The sequence below is a fragment of the Hydrogenophaga sp. genome (genome assembly GCF_030158645.1).
Taxonomy (GTDB): domain Bacteria; phylum Pseudomonadota; class Gammaproteobacteria; order Burkholderiales; family Burkholderiaceae_C; genus Hydrogenophaga.
This window is the reverse complement of sequence record NZ_JAOASO010000014.1, coordinates 1-19,937: the sequence shown is the minus strand read 5'-3', so window position 1 is coordinate 19,937 and position 19,937 is coordinate 1. Positions and strand designations below refer to the sequence as shown.

General features: G+C 65.0%; 20 protein-coding genes and 1 pseudogene. 12 read left to right on the top strand and 9 right to left on the bottom strand.

Annotated elements, in window-relative coordinates:
* From Q1W68_RS01170 to Q1W68_RS01155, 4 genes are all read right to left on the bottom strand, one after another.
* A partial coding sequence (locus tag Q1W68_RS01170; RefSeq protein WP_300715456.1) for a peptidase M61 occupies positions 1-1,246 on the bottom strand: 1,246 nt, incomplete at its 3' end.
* A complete protein-coding gene (locus Q1W68_RS01165) occupies positions 1,246-1,716 on the bottom strand; it encodes a DUF3429 domain-containing protein (protein ID WP_300660671.1) in 471 nt (156 codons plus the stop codon). The genes Q1W68_RS01165 and Q1W68_RS01170, both read right to left, overlap by 1 nt.
* A complete protein-coding gene (locus Q1W68_RS01160; protein ID WP_300654594.1) occupies positions 1,716-2,417 on the bottom strand; it encodes a DsbC family protein in 702 nt (233 codons plus the stop codon). The genes Q1W68_RS01165 and Q1W68_RS01160 overlap by 1 nt, the downstream gene beginning before the upstream one ends.
* A 39-nt stretch (positions 2,418-2,456) precedes the next feature.
* Positions 2,457-3,620, bottom strand: a complete 1,164-nt coding sequence (locus Q1W68_RS01155; RefSeq protein ID WP_300654597.1) for an FAD-dependent monooxygenase — start codon at positions 3,618-3,620, stop codon at positions 2,457-2,459.
* Between the two features lie 97 nt (positions 3,621-3,717).
* On the opposite strand from Q1W68_RS01155, the gene Q1W68_RS01150 reads away from it, so the two are divergent.
* The 3 genes from Q1W68_RS01150 (at position 3,718) to Q1W68_RS01140 (ending at position 6,627) form a co-directional block, all read left to right on the top strand.
* On the top strand, positions 3,718-4,614 hold the full coding sequence (locus Q1W68_RS01150) for an MOSC N-terminal beta barrel domain-containing protein (protein ID WP_300654600.1): 897 nt from the start codon (positions 3,718-3,720) through the stop codon (positions 4,612-4,614).
* A gap of 139 nt (positions 4,615-4,753) precedes the next feature.
* Positions 4,754-5,845, top strand: coding sequence for a redox-regulated ATPase YchF (gene ychF / locus Q1W68_RS01145; RefSeq protein ID WP_300715455.1), 1,092 nt, complete (start codon positions 4,754-4,756; stop codon positions 5,843-5,845).
* Positions 5,846-5,853: 8 nt separating this feature from the next.
* Positions 5,854-6,627 (top strand): RNA pseudouridine synthase, encoded by a 774-nt coding sequence (locus tag Q1W68_RS01140; RefSeq protein ID WP_300715454.1) that lies wholly within the window; start codon positions 5,854-5,856, stop codon positions 6,625-6,627.
* On the opposite strand, the gene Q1W68_RS18385 is transcribed toward Q1W68_RS01140, so the two are convergent.
* Genes Q1W68_RS18385 through Q1W68_RS01130 form a run of 3 tightly spaced genes read right to left on the bottom strand, consistent with a single transcriptional unit; the run spans position 6,612 to position 8,257 of the window.
* Positions 6,612-7,172, bottom strand: coding sequence for a hypothetical protein (locus tag Q1W68_RS18385; RefSeq protein ID WP_366146685.1), 561 nt, complete (start codon positions 7,170-7,172; stop codon positions 6,612-6,614). The two genes, Q1W68_RS01140 and Q1W68_RS18385, sit on opposite strands and share 16 nt — an antisense overlap.
* Positions 7,173-7,181: 9 nt before the next feature.
* The gene (locus Q1W68_RS18380; protein ID WP_366146684.1) at positions 7,182-7,778 is read right to left on the bottom strand and encodes an MFS transporter; all 597 of its coding nucleotides are present in this window, start codon (positions 7,776-7,778) and stop codon (positions 7,182-7,184) included.
* The gene (locus tag Q1W68_RS01130; RefSeq protein ID WP_300649295.1) at positions 7,775-8,257 is read right to left on the bottom strand and encodes a YqaA family protein; all 483 of its coding nucleotides are present in this window, start codon (positions 8,255-8,257) and stop codon (positions 7,775-7,777) included. The genes Q1W68_RS18380 and Q1W68_RS01130 overlap by 4 nt, the downstream gene beginning before the upstream one ends.
* A 201-nt stretch (positions 8,258-8,458) precedes the next feature.
* On the opposite strand from Q1W68_RS01130, the gene dusB reads away from it, so the two are divergent.
* Genes dusB through purH form a run of 3 tightly spaced genes read left to right on the top strand, consistent with a single transcriptional unit; the run spans position 8,459 to position 11,346 of the window.
* Complete coding sequence (gene dusB / locus Q1W68_RS01125) at positions 8,459-9,490, top strand: tRNA dihydrouridine synthase DusB (protein WP_300649293.1); 1,032 nt, start codon at positions 8,459-8,461, stop codon at positions 9,488-9,490.
* Positions 9,487-9,723: a helix-turn-helix domain-containing protein gene (locus tag Q1W68_RS01120; protein WP_300715453.1), complete on the top strand. Its 237-nt coding sequence runs from the start codon at positions 9,487-9,489 to the stop codon at positions 9,721-9,723. The genes dusB and Q1W68_RS01120 overlap by 4 nt, the downstream gene beginning before the upstream one ends.
* 30 nt (positions 9,724-9,753) lie before the next feature.
* Positions 9,754-11,346: a bifunctional phosphoribosylaminoimidazolecarboxamide formyltransferase/IMP cyclohydrolase gene (purH, locus tag Q1W68_RS01115; protein WP_300715457.1), complete on the top strand. Its 1,593-nt coding sequence runs from the start codon at positions 9,754-9,756 to the stop codon at positions 11,344-11,346.
* Between the two features lie 65 nt (positions 11,347-11,411).
* Here purH and hemL read toward each other — a convergent pair whose 3' ends face one another.
* Complete coding sequence (gene hemL, locus Q1W68_RS01110; RefSeq protein WP_300715452.1) at positions 11,412-12,719, bottom strand: glutamate-1-semialdehyde 2,1-aminomutase; 1,308 nt, start codon at positions 12,717-12,719, stop codon at positions 11,412-11,414.
* A gap of 53 nt (positions 12,720-12,772) precedes the next feature.
* Positions 12,773-13,714, bottom strand: a complete 942-nt coding sequence (locus Q1W68_RS01105) for a bifunctional hydroxymethylpyrimidine kinase/phosphomethylpyrimidine kinase (protein ID WP_300715451.1) — start codon at positions 13,712-13,714, stop codon at positions 12,773-12,775.
* A gap of 155 nt (positions 13,715-13,869) precedes the next feature.
* Here Q1W68_RS01105 and Q1W68_RS01100 point away from each other — a divergent pair, with 155 nt between their 5' ends.
* From Q1W68_RS01100 to Q1W68_RS01075, 6 genes and pseudogenes are all read left to right on the top strand, one after another.
* Positions 13,870-14,043, top strand: a complete 174-nt coding sequence (locus Q1W68_RS01100) for a rubredoxin (RefSeq protein WP_300649285.1) — start codon at positions 13,870-13,872, stop codon at positions 14,041-14,043.
* Positions 14,044-14,145: 102 nt separating this feature from the next.
* Positions 14,146-14,541 (top strand): response regulator, encoded by a 396-nt coding sequence (locus Q1W68_RS01095; RefSeq protein ID WP_300649283.1) that lies wholly within the window; start codon positions 14,146-14,148, stop codon positions 14,539-14,541.
* Positions 14,541-14,906, top strand: coding sequence for a response regulator (locus Q1W68_RS01090; protein WP_300649281.1), 366 nt, complete (start codon positions 14,541-14,543; stop codon positions 14,904-14,906). Before Q1W68_RS01095 ends, Q1W68_RS01090 begins: the two co-directional genes overlap by 1 nt.
* 27 nt (positions 14,907-14,933) lie before the next feature.
* Positions 14,934-15,485 (top strand): chemotaxis protein CheW, encoded by a 552-nt coding sequence (locus tag Q1W68_RS01085; RefSeq protein WP_300649279.1) that lies wholly within the window; start codon positions 14,934-14,936, stop codon positions 15,483-15,485.
* A 61-nt stretch (positions 15,486-15,546) separates the two neighbouring features.
* Positions 15,547-17,799, top strand: coding sequence for a methyl-accepting chemotaxis protein (locus Q1W68_RS01080; RefSeq protein ID WP_300649278.1), 2,253 nt, complete (start codon positions 15,547-15,549; stop codon positions 17,797-17,799).
* Between the two features lie 33 nt (positions 17,800-17,832).
* Positions 17,833-19,937, top strand: a pseudogene (locus tag Q1W68_RS01075) (hybrid sensor histidine kinase/response regulator); the annotation flags it as partial.

The window sequence follows — 19,937 nt, the reverse complement described above, 5'->3', positions numbered from 1 at the left end:
CGGCGCGCAGGGTGAGGTCCAGGCACAGGGCCACGAGCGAGCCCTTGGTGTAGTAACTCACCGTGGCGTTCGGCGTGTTCTCGTGCATGCGGTAGTACTTCACCCACGCGTCAAAACTGGCCTGTGCCACGCTCTGCACATGGCGCCCCGGGGTCTGCTGCACCTGGTTGATGGTCTTGGCCACCAGTTGCAGGTAGGCCGTGTCGTCGATGAGGCCGGCGCGGCGCAGCATCAGGTCGTCGTAGTAGCTGGTGAAGCCTTCAAAGAACCACAACAGCTCGGTGTAGTTCTCAGCGGTGTAGTCGTAACGCTTGAATTCGGTGGGGCGCAGGCGCTTGACGTTCCAGGTGTGGAAGTATTCGTGGCTGATCAGGCCGAGCAGCGTGGTGTAGCCATCGGTGGCCTTGAGCGCGGCGGGTTTGTCGCTGGTGGACGGACGCAGCCGGGGCAGGTCGGCGCGCTGGCAAATGAGGGCCGTGGAATTGCGGTGCTCCAGCCCGCCGTAGCCGTCGCCGCTGGCGTGCAGCATGAAGACGTAGTTGGAAAAGGGCGGGGCGCCGTCGCCGTGCCAGAACGCGATCTGCGCTTCGCAGATGCGGCGCGTGTCGTCGATCAGGCGTTCGCCATCGAGCCAGGCACCTGCGCCGCTGATGACGAAGCGGTGCTCAACGCCACCGGCTGTGAAATGGCCGTTCCAGAAGCGGCCCATCTCCACCGGGCAGTCGGCGAGTTCGTCGTAGTCGGCCGCACGGTAATGTCCGAAGCCCGCAGCGTCCACGCTGTGGGAGGGCAAACCGGTGACCAGGTTCCAGCCCTCGGTGGCCACACCGGGCACGATCTCCAGGGCATGGGGCGTGTCTTCCTGGCCCGCCACCCGCAGGCACAGGCTGGTGGCGTTGAAGAAGCCGCGCGTGCTGTCGAGAAAGGCGGTGCGCACCGACGCATCGAATGCGTACACCGCGTACTGCAGTTCCAGCGGCTTGCCCGCCACCGTGTTGGCCTGCCACTGGTGCTTGTCGAGCTGTTGCATCGTCACCGGTTGACCGTCTTGCCACGCTTGCAGGTTCTGCAAGTGCTGCGAAAACTCGCGCACCAGATAGCTGCCCGGGATCCACACCGGCAGGCTCACCCGCTGGTTTTTCGCGGGTTGTTCGATCAGCAGCGTGACGGCAAAGAGGTGCGCGTTGGCGTCCAGCACCGAGACGGTGAAGCGCACGCCGACAGAGGGGGTGGGACGTTTGGGCATCAGAGGGCTCCTGCGCCGATGAAGCAACTCAACGATGCGATCGCGGAGAGCCGGAAGCGCAACTTGAGCCAGACCGCCAGCCCAGCCGGCGGGTACAGCTTGCGGTCGACCAGGTAGCAAATGATCAGCACCAGACCCAGCCAGGCCAGGCCTGCGTAAGGCGGCATCACCAGACCGGGCCAGGCCAGCAGGGAGGGCAAGACGCCCCAGATGAAATGCACCTTGCCATCCGGCCCGCGGGCCATCTGGCTCCAGCCAATACCCCAGTGGATACCGCCCAGGAACGAGGCGATGAGCGCGGCGTAAGCGGCCAGCGCCAGGGCCACCCAGGGCTGCAGGTCGGGCGTGACCAGCCAGACCAGCAGGGCCAGCCCGACCAGCGGGATCAGGCCGGCATGCCCGAGGTGGCGAATGAGGGCTTGCTCACGGTGCTCACCGGCTGCAACAGACAAGGGCATGCTGAGGGGCATCAGTTGAGCATCGTTTCGATGCGGTCCGCCGTGATGTAGCCCGGCACCCGGGTGTCGTTGACGAAGATCATGGTGGGCGTGCCCTTGATGCCGTGTTTGCTGGCCAGGCGGCTGTTGCGCTCGATCGCCGCGGTGTCACAGGTGGCGGCAGCGGGCGGCTGGTTGTTCACCATCCAGTCGCTGTAGGTTTTGGCCTTGTCTTTGGCACACCAGATGCTGCGCGCTTTCTCAGCGGAGTCCGGGCCGAGCACGGGGATGAGGAAGACGTGCACCGTCACGTTGTCGAGCTTGGCGAATTCCTGGTGCAGGCGTTTGCAATAGCCGCAGTTCGGGTCTTCAAACACGGCCATCTTGCGCTTGCCGTTGCCCCGCACGAGGGTGAAGGCGTCTTTCATCGGCAGGTCTTTGAAGGCCAGCGCGGTGAGCTTGTCCAGGCGTTGTTCGGTCAGGTTGACGCGCCCCCGTGTGTCGATCAGCGTGCCCTGGATCAGGTAGTTGCCCTCGGCATCGGTGTAGAAGATGTCGCTGCCGTTGATGCGCACCTCGAAGATGCCGGGCATCGGCGTCTTGCTGACCTCGTCGATGGCCGGCAGCTTGGGCAGGCGTTCGGCCAGGTTCTTGCGGATGGCGGCTTCCTGCGCCAGCGCGCCCAGGGACAAGGCGGTCAGCGCCAGCAGCAACAGGGACTTGAAATGTTTCATCTTGTGGGCGCTCGGTGGCGATCGGGGAGGTGGGGGAAATCAGACCAGCTGGCCCATGGCCTGGCGCGCCAGCCAGCGCTTGAGAGGGCCGCTGCGGTTGAAGCTGTTCAGGCCCCAGTTGCGCAACGCTTGCAAACGGCTGTCTTCGTGGGCGAACAAACCGAACAATCCGTCGGTGACCCAGCCCATGGCATTCACTTCGGCAGCGCGCGCCCGCTCGTAGCGGCGCAGGAGCTTCAAATCGCCAAGGTCGCGCCAGTACTCGCGTGCATGCAACACGCGGGCGAGTTCAGCCACGTCGGCCAGACCCACGTTGAGGCCCTGGCCCGCGAGCGGGTGCATGGCGTGCGCGGCATCGCCGGCCAGCGCCACGCCGCCAGCGGCGGTGCGGGTGATCCAACGTTGGGCGCGCGACAGTTCGAGGGGCCAGGCCTGGGCGGGGCTTTCCATGTGCAGCTTGCCCAGGGTGCTGGCGCTGCGCGCCTGCACCGCCTGGGCCAGGGTGGAAGGGTCGGATTGCAGCCAGGCATCGGCCTGTGCTGCGGGAACAGACCACACCAGCGCCACCGAGTTCCCCTGTGCGCCACCCAGCGGCAGCAAGGCCATCACCTCGCCGTGGGCAAACCACTGGCGCGCCACGCCGCCGTGGGGCAGCTCGCAGCGCAGGCGGGCCGCCACCGCCTTGTGGTCGTAGGGGCGCACGTCGAATGCCAGCCCGAGTTGGTCGCGGGTCTGGCTGCGTTTGCCTTCGCAGACCACGGTGAGGGCGGCCGCAGGGGTCTCGGTCAGGCGCTCGATGCTGCCCTGGAAACCCACGGCATCGCTCAGGCGCTGCTCCAGTGCGGGCACATCCACGATCCAGGTGAGCGCTTCGCTGCCCTGGTCGCTGGCCGAGAAGTTGAGCTCGCCGCCGTCGTCGCCCCAGACCCGCATGGCGTTCACCGGGGTGATGGCGCTGCCTTGCGGGCCGCTCTCGTCGGTTTCGGGCCAGGCCCGCACCGAGCGCAGCAACTCGCGCGAGGCGCTGTTCAGTGCGTAGGCGCGCACGTCGGGGGTGTCGGTCTGGCGCGGGGGGCTCACCAGGGCCACGCGCAAGCGGTCACGGGCCAGCAGCAAGGCCAGGGTCTGGCCCACCACACCCGCGCCCTGCACGGCGACATCAAAACGCCGGGTGGTGCCGGTTCGCGGGGGTGTTGCATTCATGGGAGGATTCTAGGAGCAGGGCACAATCCGGCCCTTGCGCGGGCCAAACCCCTGCGGCCCGCCCCGGCTTTCCATTCCTCGACCTTGCTGCTCCGCCATGAACCCAGTCGCCACGTCCGCCGCCGACCTGCAGGCCACCATCGAAGAACTCTGGGTCTACCCGGTCAAGTCCTGCGCCGGCATCCAGCTCCGCGAATCCGAGTTGACCGACACCGGGCTGCTCTACGACCGTGCCTGGATGGTGGTGGATGCCGAGGGTGAATTCGTCAGCCAGCGCGAGCTGCCCCGCATGGCGCTGATCCAGCCTGCGTTCAAGATGGGCCAGTTGATGCTGCGCGCGCCGGGCATGTTGTCCTTGCACCTGGGACTGGACGTGGCCGAAGGCCCGCTTCAGGTGCGGGTGTGGGACGATGCGGTGGACGCGTACGACATGGGCGATGTGGCGGCCCAGTGGTTCAGCGACTTTCTCGGGCCGGACGCACCGGTGCATCTGAAAAAGTTGCGGCTGGCGCGGTTTGACCCGGAGGTGAAACGGCCCTGCGATCCCGCCTGGACCGGTGGACGCGAGGCCACCACCCAGTTCGCCGACGGCTTTGGCCTGCTGGTGACCAGCAACGCCTCGCTGGCCGACCTCAACGCGCGCCTCGTGTCCGCCGGCCACCAAGCCGTGGACATGCGCCGTTTCCGGCCCAACATCGTGCTCGGTGGCGTGGAACCGCACGACGAGGACCGCGTGGGCGCCATGACCATCACCACCGGCGACGGCGAGGCGGTGATCGAACCCGTGAAGCCTTGCGGCCGCTGCCCCATCCCCGACATCGACCCGACCACGGCCACGTCCAGCCCGGCGGTGGGCGACACCCTGCAGACCTACCGGCAAGACAAGCGTCTGCAAGGCGCTGTCACTTTCGGCATGAACACCATCGTGATCGAGGGCGACGGGCAGGTGTTGCGGGTGGGTCAGAAGGTCAGCGCCAACCTGAAGTTCGAATAGGCCCCCACGCTCCACCGCTGCGCGGGTCGCTGCCCCCCGAGGGGGCTGATCCGGCTTGGGGCGGCCCGGCGCCGTATCGTCTGACTTTCCTTGTTGCCCCGTAAAATCGCGGGTTCCCCGACCGATCCGAAAGTTTTCCATGAGCCTCCAATGCGGCATCGTGGGCCTGCCCAACGTGGGCAAGTCCACCCTTTTCAACGCGCTGACCAAAGCCGGCATCGCGGCTGAGAACTACCCCTTCTGCACCATCGAGCCCAACACCGGCGTGGTGGAAGTGCCCGACCCGCGCCTGGCGCAGCTGGCGGCCATCGTCGAGCCCGAGCGGGTGGTGCCGGCCATCGTGGAGTTTGTGGACATCGCCGGTCTGGTGGCCGGTGCCAGCACCGGTGAAGGCCTGGGCAACAAGTTTCTGGCCCACATCCGCGAGACCGACGCCATCGTCAACGTGGTGCGCTGCTTTGAAGACGACAACGTGATCCACGTGGCCAACAAGGTCGACCCGATCGCCGACATCGAGGTCATCCAGACCGAGCTGTGTCTGGCCGACCTGGCGGCGGTGGAAAAAGCCATTCACCGCGTGAGCAAGACCGCGCGCTCGGGCGACAAGGAATCCATCAAGCAGCTCGCCATCCTGGAGAAATGCCAGACCGCGCTGAACGACACCCAGCCGGTGCGCACCATCGACTTCAGCAAGGACGAGCAGGCCCAGCTCAAGCAGTTCTTCCTGATCACCGCCAAGCCCGCGATGTTCGTGGCCAACGTGTCGGAAGACGGTTTCGAGAACAACCCCTTCCTCGACCGCCTGCGTGAGTTTGCGAAAAAGCAGAACGCGCCTGTGGTCGCCATCTGCGCCAAGATCGAGGCCGAACTCTCCGAGATGGACGACGCCGACCGGCTCGAATTCCTCAAGGAACTCGGCCAGGACGAACCCGGCCTGAACCGGCTGATCCGCGCGGCCTACCAGCTGCTGGGCCTGCAGACTTACTTCACCGCTGGCGTGAAAGAGGTGCGCGCCTGGACCATCCACGTGGGCGACACCGGCCCGCAGGCCGCCGGCGTGATCCACACCGACTTCGAAAAGGGCTACATCCGCGCCCAGACCATCGCGTTTGACGACTTCATCAACTTCAAGGGCGAGCAGGGCGCCAAAGACGCGGGCAAGATGCGCGCCGAAGGCAAGGAGTACGTCGTCAAGGACGGCGACGTGATGAACTTCCTGTTCAGCAGCTGAACACCACCATGACCCAGACTGGCCAGCCCGAACCGCAGCGCCTGGCCAAGCGCCTGGCGGCGCAACTGGCGTGCTCGCGCAGCGACGCCGAAAACTACATCGCCGGCGGCTGGGTGCGGGTGGACGGCGTGGTGGTGGAAGAGCCGATGGAGCGCGTGCACGATCACCAGACGTTGCTGCTCGACCCCAAGGCGAAGCTGGAGCCGCTGGCGTCGATGACGCTGATCTGGCACAAGCCGGCCAACCGGGTGTTGCCCGACGAGCCGCTGCTGCCCGACGCGCTGGCGGCCAAGTGGTTCACGGACTCCAACCGTTTCAAGGGCGACCGCTCGGGCGTGCGCCCGCTCAAGGCGCACCTGCACAAATTGTTGCTGGTGTCGCCGCTGGGCACCAAAGCCAGTGGCCTGATGGTGTTCACGCAAAACCCGGGCGTGGCGCGCAAGATGACCGACGACGCGGGACAGCTGGAGCACGAATGGCTGGCCGAGGTGGCGGCCGATCCCGAACTGGAAGACGAAGCCCGGCGCGATGCGGTGCTGAAGTCTCTGGGCAAGGCGCTGTTTTTTGACGGCTGGGCCGTGCCCTCGGCGCGCGCGAGCTGGCAGAGCGAACTGCGCCTGCGCCTGGCCATCAAGGGCAACCGGCCGGGCCAGGTGGCGCACCTGTGCGAGCGCGCGGGTTTGCAGCTCACCGCACTGCGCCGACTGCGCCTGGGCCGCATTTCGCTGGCCGGGCTGCCGGTGGGCGAGTGGCGCTACCTGTTGCCCTACGAACGCTTCTGAGCCCGCGCGGCCCACGCGCTCAGGGCCATGGCGAACACCAGCACCACCAGGCCCACCCGGTTGAGGCTGAGCATGCGGCCCTGCGCAATCATCAGCCCGCCCAAGGCCGCGCCCATGGCCTGACCGGCGTACATGGCCGAGGTGTTGAGCGCCACCGTGGCGGGTGCCAGTGCCGGTGAGATGTGCACCAGCCGCGCTTGCTGCGCCGAGTTCACCGCAAAACAACCCAACGCCCACGGCACCAGCACCAGCGCCTGTTGCCACACGCCGCCCTGGCCCAGTGGCCACAGCAGCAGGCTCAGCACGATCAGCCCCAGCGCGATGAACACGGCACGTGCTGAGCCGATGCGGTCGATCCAGCGCGACATGCCCACGTTGCCTGCGAGACCGAAGGCGCCGAACCACAAAAACATGAGCGAGAGCGCACCGCCGCCCAGCCCCAGGGTCTGCAGAAAGTAGGGCGCGAAATACGAGAACAGCGTGAACTGACCGAAGGCCGAGAGCAGTGTCACGCCCACAGCCAGCATCAGTGGCGCCGAGCCCACGGTGGCCTGTCATGCCTGACGCGACAAGGCGGCGGGTTTGATGCCGTTGGGCATTTCGCGCCAGACCCAGGCCGCGCTGGCGAACGACATCAGCGCCACCAGCCCAAACGCCCAGCGCCAGCCGAGCGTGCCGCCGATCCAGGCCGACAAGGGCATGCCCATGACCGAGGCCACCGACCAGCCAAGGAACACGAAGGTGATGGCGCGCCCGCGCTGGTCGGGCCGCACCAGCAAGCCCACACAGGCCGCGGCCTGCGGCGTGAACACCGCCGGCGAAATGACGGCCAGCACCCGCAGCGGCAGCAGGCTGGCGTAGCTCGGTGCCAGCGCGCAAGCGGCGGTGAGCAGGCCATACCAGAGCAGCGAGATCGTGAGCAGGCGGCGCCGGTCCCAACCGGCCACCAGGCTGGCAAAGGCCGGCGCGCCCAGGCCCATGAGGATGGCCGCCGCGGTGATGAGCTGACCGGCTTGCGGGATCGACACGCCCAGCGAGGTGCTGATGTCGGTCAAGGTGCCCGGCACGACCATCACCCCGGTGCCGATCACGAAGTTGCCCACCATCAAGGCCCACAGGGCGCGTGGCAAGCCGGCTGGCGTTGAGCTCATGGTGCGATGGATCCGGGGAAAAACCAGAGCAGCGCCGCTGTCATGGTGAGGTAACGCGCGAACTTGCCGATGGCCATGTAGGCGATGCAGGGCCAAAAAGGGAATTTCATCCAGCCCGCCACCGCGCACAGCGGATCGCCCACCACCGGCAGCCAGCTCAGCAGGCAGGCCTTGGGCCCGAAGCGCTCCAGCCACGCCAGCGCCCGCAGCTCGGTGGCACCGCCTCGGGCTTTGTCCACCGCCTTGTGGGTGCCCAGCCCCATGGCCCAACTCACGGCTCCACCCAGCGTGTTGCCGGCGGTCGCCACCACGATCGCCGGCCAGAAGAGTTCCGGGTTGAGCTTGATGAGGCCGAACACCGCGGGCTCGGAGCCCATGGGCAGCAGCGTGGCCGAGACGAAGGCCACCACGAACACGGTGCTCAGCCCGTATTCGGGCAAAGCCAGGAGTTGCATCAGGTGGTTGAACCAGTCGGGCATGGGGAGCAGAAAAAAACGCCGTCGGTCGGCGTTGCAAGGGGCGATGGGGGTGGCTTTGCGCGTGGTGTTGTGTGAAAGGCGAAAGCAAGGGTTCGGATATCGCCTGCTGAAAAAACAGGCAGGTAGAATCGCGGTCCTTCGTGCCCCGCATTGGCCGGACCCGCGAAGCCCGTACCCAACCATTCGCATTCTCCCACCGCCATGCAACTCGGGGCCTTCTCCCTGCCCAATGCCCTGTTCGTCGCGCCCATGGCCGGTGTGACGGACCGGCCGTTCCGCAAGCTGTGCAAGCGGCTCGGTGCGGGCTATGCGGTCAGCGAGATGGTGACGTCACGTCCCGATCTGCAGGACAGCTTGAAGACCTCGCGCCGCGCCAACCACGAAGGCGAAGCAGCGCCCATCGCGGTGCAGATTGCCGGCACCGACGCGCAGATGATGGCGGACGCCGCGCGCTACAACATCGACCGCGGCGCCCAGATCATCGACATCAACATGGGCTGCCCGGCCAAGAAGGTCTGCAACAAATGGGCTGGCTCTGCCCTCATGCAGGACGAGGCGCTGGCCATCGAGATCGTGCAGGCCGTCGTGACGGCATGTGAACCGCACGGCGTGCCGGTGACGCTCAAGATGCGCACCGGCTGGTGCGCCAGCGTGCGCAACGCGCCCACGCTCGCACTCGCTGCAGAGTCCGCCGGCGTGCAGATGCTCACCGTGCACGGACGCACCCGCGAACAGGGCTACAAGGGCCAGGCCGAACACGACACCGTGGCCCACATCAAGAGCCGCGTGCGCATTCCGGTGGTCGCCAACGGCGACATCAACAGCCCCGAGCAGGCGCGCGATGTGCTGCGCCGCACGGGGGCCGACGCGATCATGATCGGCCGCGCCGCCCAAGGCCGGCCGTGGATCTTTCGCGAGATCGCGCACTTCCTGGCCACGGGCGAACACCTGCCGCCGCCCGACCTGGCCGAGGTGCGCGTGTGGCTGCTCGACCACCTGCACGACCACTACGACCTGTACGGCGAATTCACCGGCGTGCGCAGCGCGCGCAAGCACCTCGGCTGGTATGCGCAGTCGCTGCCCTTGCCTGCCGGTGCTGCGGCGGTGTTCCGTGCCCGCGTGAACACCACGACCACCGTGGACGAGCAGCTGCGCTGCGTGCGCGAGAGCCTGGACGCGTGGTCCAGCGACACAACAACAACCCCGAGAGACGACTGGAAACTGGCCGCATGAAACAGAACAAATTGCACGAGTGTGTGCGTGCCAGCATGGAAGATTTCTTCCACGACCTCAACGGCACCGACCCGGCCAACCTGCACGACATGCTGGTCAAGGCGGTGGAAAAACCCTTGCTCGAAGTGGTGATGGAGCAGGCGCAAAACAACCAGTCGCGCGCCGCGCAGTGGTTGGGCCTGAACCGCAACACGTTGCGCAAAAAACTGCTCGAACACAAGCTCATCGACTGAGTTCGCTCCCTTTCAAAAACCACCAAGACCCTGTCCATGCGCGCACTCATCTCCGTCTCCGACAAGACCGGCATCGTCGAACTCGCCCAGGCCCTGCACAGCCTCGGCGTGTCCCTCATCTCCACCGGCGGCACCGCCAAACTGCTGGCCGACCAGGGCCTGCCCGTGACCGAGGTGGCCGAGGTCACCGGCTTTCCCGAGATGCTCGACGGCCGCGTGAAGACACTGCACCCCAAGGTGCACGGTGGCCTGCTGGCCCGGCGCGATGTGCCCGAGCACATGGCCGCGCTCGAGACGCACGGTATCGACACCATCGACCTGCTGATCGTCAACCTCTACCCGTTTGAAGCCACCGTGGCCAAGCCCGGCTGCACGCTGGATGACGCGATCGAGAACATCGACATCGGCGGCCCGGCCATGGTGCGCAGTGCCGCTAAAAACTGGAAAGACGTGGCGGTGCTGACCGACGCATCGCAATACGCCGGCGTGATCGACGAATTGAAAGCGTCGGGCAAGCTGAGCGATGCCACGCGCTTCGCCCTGTCGGTCGCAGCGTTCAACCGCATCAGCAACTACGACGGTGCCATCAGCGACTACCTTTCCAGCATCACGTTCGACGCCGCTGCCGCCGTGCCTGCACGCAGCGAGTACCCCGCACAGGCCAATGGTCGCTTCGTGAAACTGCAGGACCTGCGTTACGGCGAAAACCCGCACCAGACCGCCGCCTTCTACCGCGACCTGCACCCCGCGCCCGGCTCGCTGGTGACAGCGAAGCAGTTGCAGGGCAAGGAGCTCAGCTACAACAACATCGCCGACGCCGATGCGGCGTGGGAATGTGTGAAGAGCTTTGACGTGCCGGCCTGCGTGATCGTCAAACACGCCAACCCCTGCGGCGTGGCCGTGGGCAAGGATGCGCTGGAGGCCTACAGCAAGGCCTTCCAGACCGACCCCACCAGCGCTTTCGGCGGCATCATCGCGCTCAACCGCGTGCTCGACGGCGCCGGTGCGCAGGCCATCAGCAAGCAGTTTGTTGAAGTGCTGATGGCGCCGAGCTACACGCCCGAGGCGCTGGCCGTTTTCCAGGCCAAGGCCAATGTGCGCGTGCTCGAAATCGCCTTGCCACCCGGTGGCCCCACGGCCTGGGACAAGGGCCTGAACCTGACCGACATCAAACGCGTGGGCTCGGGCCTGCTCATGCAGTCGGCCGACAACCACGTGCTCACCCGCGCAGACCTCAAGGTCGTGACGAAGCTGCAACCCACCGAACAGCAACTCGACGACCTCATGTTCGCCTGGACGGTGGCCAAGTTCGTCAAGTCCAACGCCATCGTGTTCTGCAAGGACGGCATGACCATGGGCGTGGGCGCGGGCCAGATGAGCCGCCTGGACTCGGCGCGCATCGCCAGCATCAAGGCGGGCCATGCCCAGCTCTCGCTGCAGGGCACGGCCGTCGCCAGCGACGCCTTCTTCCCGTTCCGCGACGGCCTCGACGTGGTGGTCAACGCGGGCGCGAGCTGCGTGATCCAGCCCGGCGGCTCGATGCGCGATCAGGAGGTGATCGATGCAGCGGACGAGCGTGGCGTGGTGATGGTCACCACCGGCGTCCGGCATTTCCGGCACTGACCGTGTTCGCCCCATGAAAAAGGCCGCTGTGAACAGCGGCCTTTTTTGTTGGACTTTGCGACGCTTCAGCGTGGAAGCCCTTTGAACACCTCGCGCGCCGCTGCCACCGTGTCCGCGATGTCCTGCGCCGTGTGCGCCGCGCTCACGAAACCGGCTTCGTACAAGGCCGGTGCGATGTACACGCCGCGGTCCAGCAAGCCGTGGAAGAGTTGGTTGAAGGTGGGGCCGTCGGTGGTCATGACCTTGGCGTAGTTCTGCGGCAGCTCGTCGAACAGGAAGAAGCCGAACATGCCGCCCTGGCTGTCGCCGCACATCGTCACACCTTCGGCATGGGCGGCGGCGGTCAGGCCGTCCACCAGCGAACGCGTGGTGGCCGAGAGGTTCTCGTAGAAGCCGGGCTTCTGGATCTCGCGCAGTGTGGCCAGGCCACAGGCCGTGGCCACCGGGTTGCCCGACAGCGTGCCCGCCTGGTAGACGCCGCCCAGCGGGGCGAGCTGTTCCATCACCGCGCGCTTGGCGCCAAAGGCGGCCAGCGGCATGCCGCCGCCAATCACCTTGCCCATCACTGTCATGTCGGGCTCGAAGCCGGGGATGAGTTTTGCGTAGACGCTCTGTGCGCCGCCCAGGGCCACACGGAAACCCGTCATCACCTCGTCAAAAGCCAGCAGTGCGCCGTGTTGGGTGCACAGCTCGCGGCAGCGCTTCATGAAAGGCACGCTGGCACGCACAAAATTCATGTTGCCCGCGATCGGTTCGATCATCAGACAAGCCACTTCGGGACCATGTTCAACAAAAGCCGCTTCGAGCTGCTCGACGTTGTTGTACTCAAGAACGATGGTGTGCTGCACCACCTCAGGCGGCACACCGGCGCTGGTGGGGTTGCCGAAGGTGGCCAGACCCGAGCCCGCCTTCACCAGCAGCGCATCCGCGTGGCCGTGGTAACAGCCCTCGAACTTGATGATCTTTTTGCGCCCGGTGGCACCTCGTGCCAGCCGGATGGCGCTCATGCCAGCTTCGGTGCCCGAACTTACGAGACGCACCATGTCGATGCTGGGCACGAGCTTGATGATCTCTTCGGCCAGCTCCACCTCTCGCTCGGTGGGTGCGCCGTAAGAGAAGCCTTCGAGCACCGCCTTCTGGACCGCCTCCACCACGGCGGGGTGGCCATGGCCCAGGATCATCGGACCCCAGGATCCGATGTAGTCGATGTAACGCTGACCGTTCGCGTCCCAGAAGTACGCGCCCTGTGCGCGTTGCACGAATCGGGGCGTGCCACCCACCGCGCGAAATGCGCGGACCGGTGAATTGACACCGCCCGGGATCAGGAGTTTGGCGCGGTCAAACAGTAGCTGGTTGCGGTCGACAGAAGTCATGGAGCGAGGCGGCGTTTGGTGAGGAAGGACGCGCAGCGTTGCGCGCGAGCGTGTCAATGGCGGGTGGTGTCCAGCGGGAAATCGTCGGCGTCGAGCGTGCTGTCCGAGGCTGTCTCCGCTTCTGCGTCCGCGCCGTCTTGATCGTCTTCGTGCGCCCAGAATAGCCGGTCGGGCACAGCGTGGCCCATGCCGGGTTGAAAGCCCGCATCAAGGCACTGGTCGAGATAGGTGAGCGCCTCCGCACAAGCCGATTGAAGATCGCTGCCGCCCGCGATCAACGCGCACAGCGCCGCAGACAGCGTGTCGCCCGCACCGGTGAAGGTGGCCTCGAAGCGCTCGTAGCGTGCTGTGGCCAGCACCGCCTCGGGCGAAGCCAGGTGGCTCTCCAGGTACTGATCGGCCGCGTTGAAACCCGTGACCAGTGTGTAGGGCACGCCGTGCACGGCGGCCGCGCGGGCCACATCGCGTGGGCTTGGTGGACGATCGCCCTCCCACTCGGGCAGCAGCCAGCGGCACAGCGTGCTGTGGTTGCCCACCAGCACGGTGGTCTGCGGCAGCAGGAGTTCGGCACTCGCGTCCAGGTAAGTCTCGATCGCCAGTTCGTCCCACCACGACAAGTCCGGCATGTAGGCAATGACAGGCACATCCGAGTAGTCGGCGGTGATCTCGGCCACCACGCTGAGGTTCTCCGGATTGCCCACGAAGCCGACCTTGAAAGCCTGCACCGGCATGTCCTCCAGCGCGCAGCGGGCCTGGTCTGCCACCGCCTCTTCATCGAAGGCAAAGTGATCGTGGATGTCGGATGTGTCGCGCACGTAGGCCCCGGTGACGACCGCGAGCACATGCGCCGACGCGCTTGACATCGCGGTGATGTCTGCGCTCAGGCCACCCGCACCGCTGGGGTCGTTGGCGTTGAACACCATCACGCAGGGCAGAGCGGCCTCGCCCGGTTGTGCGAGCGCCGCTGGTGTTGTTTTTTCGGGTGTATCGGGCATGGGTTGAGAGAGGGATCGGATTCGTGTGGAAGATGCCCGCAGAATCATCCTGACACTTCAAACAAAGCAATGGACAGAAGGCCGAAATCGGCTCCCGAAGGGCTGTACCTCGCTCGATACAATGCTTGCATTCTATGACAAGGCCCCCTATAACCATGACCGAAACCAAGACTTGGATGTGCCTGATTTGTGGCTGGATCTATGACGAGGCACTGGGCGCACCAGAGCACGGCGTCCCGGTCGGAACCCCCTGGGCACAAGTGCCGATGAACTGGACCTGTCCCGAGTGCGGCGCTCGCAAGGAAGACTTCGAGATGGTTCAAATCTGATTGCTGAACGCCGGACCCCGTCGCACCTGAGGTGCGCAGTCAAAGGCGCGGGCTCCTGGGCCCGAGTGCCACATCATGACCCTTCATTGGAGCCTGTGAACCGTGAGCCCAACCCCCGCCCTGAAAGTGCTGGTCGTCGACGACAGCAACACCATTCGGCGCAGCGCTGAAATTTTCCTCAAGCAGGGCGGACACGAAGTCCTGCTGGCCGACGATGGTTTCGATGCCCTGGCCAAGATCAACGACTACCAGCCCGATCTGGTCTTCTGCGACATTTTGATGCCCCGGCTGGACGGCTACCAGACCTGCGCCATCATCAAACGCAATGCCAAGTTCGCCAACATCCCCGTGGTGATGCTGTCTTCCAAGGACGGTGTCTTTGACAAGGCCCGCGGACGCATGGTGGGTTCCCAGGATTACCTCACCAAACCTTTCACCAAAGACCAGCTGCTGCAAGCGGTGCAGCAGTTTGGTGCCAACCTAGCTGGAGCTGCATGATGGCCATTCAGAAAATTCTCGTTGTCGATGATTCAAAAACCGAGCTCATGGTCCTGTCCGACCTGTTGAGTAAAAACGGCTACAGCGTAAGGACCGCCGAGAATGCGGACGAGGCCTTTCGTCGCCTAGGGGAGGAAAAGCCAGACTTGATCCTGATGGACGTTGTGATGCCCGGTCAAAATGGATTTCAGTTGACGCGAGCCATCACCCGCGACCCCCAGTACTCCAACATTCCGATCGTGATGTGCACGAGCAAAAGTTTGGAGACGGACCGGGTTTGGGGCATGCGGCAGGGCGCTCGTGACTACGTTACGAAGCCTGTGAATGGTGAAGAGTTGTTGTCAAAGATCCGGGCACTGGCCTGAACCACCTTGAATTGAATCCAACCGAGCATGGCCAAACGACAATCACTGAAGGAGTTGCAGGAACGTTTGGCTCAGCGGTTGAGCGTGGCCAAAACCGAGGCTGTGACAGCGGCCTGGCTCGCGGTCGAATGCAACGGAAGCCGCTATTTGCTTCCACTGGTCCAGTCTGGTGAGATTTTTCCTTGGTCTGCGGTTCAACGCGTGCCGTACACCAAGCCTTGGTACCTTGGCGTGGCCAGTTTGCGGGGCGGTCTTCACGGTGTCATCGATCTGGCAGCGCTCGTGAAATCTTCGGTGCCGGACGAGACGTCCCAAGCGCTGCGTGCCCAAAGCGAGCGCATCACCTCTGAATCCCGTCTGGTCAGCCTGCACACGGCCTTGGGTGTGAATGCCGTGATCTGGATCGATCGTCTTCTCGGCCTGCGAAGCGCCGCCATGTTCGGCGGATTCGGTCCAAGCCCCGACGGCGCACCTCCTTACTTCAACCGTTCGTTGACAGACAACCAGGGCCTGCAGTGGCAGGAGCTGGATTTGCAGGTGTTGGTGGGTGAACCCGAATTCCTCGCGATTGCAGCCTGACGGCGCGCAAGTTTGACCTGACAGGTCGTTTCCCATTTGTTTTCTGTTGGAAGGTGTTTACATGGCCACGCTTGATCGATTCCAGGGACTGTTCAAGAAAAAAGCCGATGATGAACGCGACCTGCACGCGGTGAGCGACCAGGAGGCCGCCGAGCTCGCGGCCGCCCGTCTGGCCCCCGATCCGCAAGCGGACGACTTTTCCGGCAACCTCCTCCTCGCAACAGACGAGGACGGTTCCGAGCAGTCGGGTCTGATCTCGGTGCCGTTGCTCGGGCGGCGGCCCGCAGAACAGCACCAGCGGACGCTGGCCGTCTTGCTGGCCTTTGGCCTGGTGGTGCTGGGCGCGGTCACCTTTTTCGTGTTGAGCCAGACCGAGAAGGTCAGCCAGCAACTGGCCGCCAGCGGTCAGTCCCTGATGCAGTCGCAGCGTCTGGCCAAGAGCGTGTCGCAGGCCTTGATCGGCAGCCCGGCGGCGTTTCCTGAGGTCCGCGACAGCTCCGACGTGTTGTCGCGCAGCGTGCGGGGTCTCAAGCAAGGTGACACCGAACTTGCCATCGACGCCTTGGGTCCCGACTACGCAGCCCGTCTGGACGAACTTCTGCCGCGGATCGATGCCGCTGAATCCAACGCTGCGGCTGTGCTGGCGCAAGAAAAAATCCTGACCCAGGTGGGCAACGCGCTGCGCACCATCAACCGGCAATCTTCCGATTTGCTGGAAATTGCAGAAACGATCTCGTCGTTGAAGCTTCAGCAAAACGCGCCCGCAGCCGAGATTTCGGCTTCGGGTCAGCTCGTGATGTTGACGCAGCGCATCGGCAAATCCGCGAACGAGTTCTTGACGCTGGAAGGTGTGAGTCCAGAGGCGGTGTTCCTGCTGGGCAAGGACTTGAACACGTTCAAGGAAATCGCAGAAGGTCTGCTGGGCGGCAGCGAAGAGCTGCGACTGGCCGCGGCCCGCGACGAACAGGTGCGTGAACGCCTCGGTGCCTTGTTGAAGCTGTACGAACAGACGCGTGTCGAAGCCGGCGCCATTCTGGGCAACTTGCAGGGGCTGGTGTCGGCGCGCGAGGCACAGTCCAGCATCATTGCCGACAGCGAGCCCTTGCGCCTCGGTCTGCAGGCCCTGCAGTCGGAACTCACTTCGCGGTCTGGATTGAGCGGCGGTGAATTCGGTGCCTTGCTGTTCTCGGCCTTGTTTGCGCTCTTGTGCGCTGGCGGCCTGGCTTATGTGCAACTGCAGGAAAGCCGGCAGCGTCAGCTGACGGCCGAAGCGCAGCGGGTGGCGGCAGAGTCTCAAGAGCAAGACGCCAAGCGCGTGAACGACGCCAACCAGGCCGCCATTTTGCGGTTGATGAATGAGCTGCAGACGGTCGCTGAAGGCGACCTGACGCAAGAAGCCACGGTGACCGAAGACATCACCGGCGCGATCGCCGACTCCGTGAACTACACGGTGGAAGAGCTTCGATCACTGGTGGGCAACGTGCAGGCCACGGCCACGCGCGTGGCGCAGACCACATCTGCTGTGGAAAGCACGTCCACCGAACTGCTCGCCGCCTCGACCGAACAGCTGCGTGAGATCCGTGAAACCGGTCAGTCGGTGCTGGACATGGCGCAACGAATCAACCAGGTGTCGGGACAGGCGCAGGAATCCGCCACGGTGGCCCGTGCGTCGCTGCAAGCCGCGGAGTCGGGTCTGCAGGCCGTGCAGGACGCCATCGGCGGCATGAACTCGATCCGCGACCAGATCCAGGAAACCTCCAAGCGCATCAAGCGGCTGGGTGAGTCGTCGCAAGAGATTGGCGAGATCACCGAGCTGATTTCCGACATTACCGAACAGACCAACGTGCTGGCGCTGAACGCCGCCATTCAGGCGGCCTCGGCCGGTGAGGCGGGTCGCGGCTTCTCGGTGGTGGCGGAAGAGGTGCAGCGACTGGCCGAACGGTCAGCCGATGCCACGCGCCAGATCTCGGCGCTGGTGAAGGCGATTCAGACCGACACGCAGGATGCCGTGGCCGCCATGGAGCGCTCCACGCAGGGTGTGGTCGAAGGGGCCAAGCTGTCCGACAACGCCGGTACCGCGCTGTCCGAAATCGACCGCGTGTCTCGCCGACTGGCCGAGCTGATCGAGCAGATCTCCAACGCGGCGTCCCGCGAAGCCGATTCGGCCAACGAGGTGGCCGGCAACATCCAGCACATCTTTGCCGTGACGGAGCAGACCGGCGAGGGCACCCGCTCCACGGCCCAACAGGTGCGTGAACTCTCCGCAATGGCCGAAGAGCTTCGCCAGTCGGTGTCGCGGTTCAAGATCGCCTGATCGCCCCGTCGGATTTTTTTCTCCAAGACCAACATGCTCGACACCGCCAACGACAGTCTGCAGATGGATCCACCTGTCGCCGACCTCGGTCCGTTGGCGTGGGTGTTCGATGAATTGCGCAAATCGTTGGATGTCGCCAACAAGGCCATCAAGCGGTTCGTGCGCGAAACCGAGCAATCGCGCTTGGACGACCTGCAAGCGGTCGATCCGGCGTCGCTGCGTCAGGCTCGTCAGTCGCTGCACCAGGCGGTTGGTGCGCTCGAGATGGTCGGATTGGGTGCTCCTGCGCATGTGCTTCGTGCCATGGAAGCCGCCGTTCAGCGTTTCACCCAGAAGCCGCAAAGCTGCACCGAAGCTGCCGCAGCGAAGGTTGAGCGCGCCAGTTTTGCGCTGGTGGAGTATCTCGAAGCGGTCTTGAACAACAAGCCAGTCCAGCCCGTGGCCCTGTTCTCCCAATACCGTGAGGTTCAGGAACTGGCTGCCGCCGAGCGTGTGCACCCTGCCGATCTTTGGCCGTTTGACCACCACGGGCTGAATGTGGCTGCGCCCACCGAGCGCGCGCCGCTGGAGTGCAATGCGTCCATCCGCTCGCTGTTCGATCGCTTGGTGCTGCTCGCCGTGAAGACAGAAAGTCCGGCGGCGGTGCAGCAGTTGGTGAAGATCAGCACCGGACTGTCTGCGGGGGCTGCAGATGCCCGCGCGCGCACCTTCTGGCGCGTGGCGGCCGGTTTCTTCGAGGCGGTGGCGCTGCGTCTGCTGCCCAGCGACGTGTACGTCAAACGCGCCTTCTCGCGCATCCTGATGCAGTTCGTGACGCTGTCGCAAGGCAAGCCGCAGATTTCGGAAACCCTGCTTCACGATCTCTTGTTTTTTTGCGCCCAGCCGAGCGAGGTGCCCAGTCAACTCGCCCCGCAGCTGACTGCGGTCAGACAGGCTTTTGGCCTGGGCGAGGTGGCAGCGGTGGACTACCACGTGGCGACGTTGGGCCGCTACGACCCCGCCGTCCTTGCGCAGGCGCGCAAACGCATCAATGCCGCCAAGGAAGCGTGGTCGTTGTATTCCGGAGGGGATGCCAGCCGCGCCCGCCAGGTGGCCGATCAATTCGGTTTGATTGGCGATTCCCTGCTCAAGCTGCACCCGGCCAGCACGGTGCTGGCCCAAGCCCTCGTGAAGGCGGCCGACCATGCGGTGCGCGAGCCTGGCGGCGTCAGCCCCGAGCTCGCCATGGAAGTGGCGACCACCACGCTTTATCTCGAAGCCGCGTTTGAAGACTTCGATCCCAGTGCGCCCGAACTGACCGAGCGAACGCAGGCCTTGGCCGACCGTCTGGAGGCTGTGATGGCAGGCCAGGCCGCACAACCGCTGGACACCTGGATGGAGCAGTTGTACCGGCGGGTGAGCGATCGTCAGACCATGGGCAGCGTGGTGGGTGAGCTCAAGGTGTCCCTGGGCGAGGTCGAAAAATCACTGGATCAGTTCTTCCGCACACCGCAAGAGAAGGCAGGCCTGCACGTGGCGGTGTCGCAACTGGCGCAGATGCGCGGTGTGCTCTCGGTGTTGGGGCTGGATCAGGCGGTGCATGCCGTCACCCGCATGCGCACCACCGTCGAGCAGATCCTCGACACCGAAGTGGATGAGGCCATGGCTCGCGAAGCCGGCACTTTCCAGCAGCTGGGCAACAACCTCAGTGCGATGAGCCTGCTGGTGGACATGCTCAACTACCAGCCCAACCTGGCCAGAAAGCTGTTTGCCTTTGATGAAGACAAGGGTGAGTTGCTCCCACTCATGGGGCGCACCGCAGCTGTGGACCTGCGCCATCCTCCCGCACGGGACGAAGCCCGCGCCATCAGCGAAGGTGTGCAGCAGGTCGTCAATGAAGTCCAGGGTGGCATGAACCTGGTCGACTTGAGTCAGCAGCTTGATTCGTTGGCCGAGCAAGCCACGCTCGCCGAGCAGTCGGGCGTGGCACGTGCGGCGAGGGAGGCCGCGGGTGCGGTGGTGGGCAACGACGCTGCCGTGGGCGCACAAGCGCTGGTGGGTCTGTCGGAAGCTTCCTTGGCAACCCAGGATCACGAGCCTGCAGCCGACACCGGCGGGGAAGACAACGACGAAGACGATCTCCTGGACATCTTTCTCGA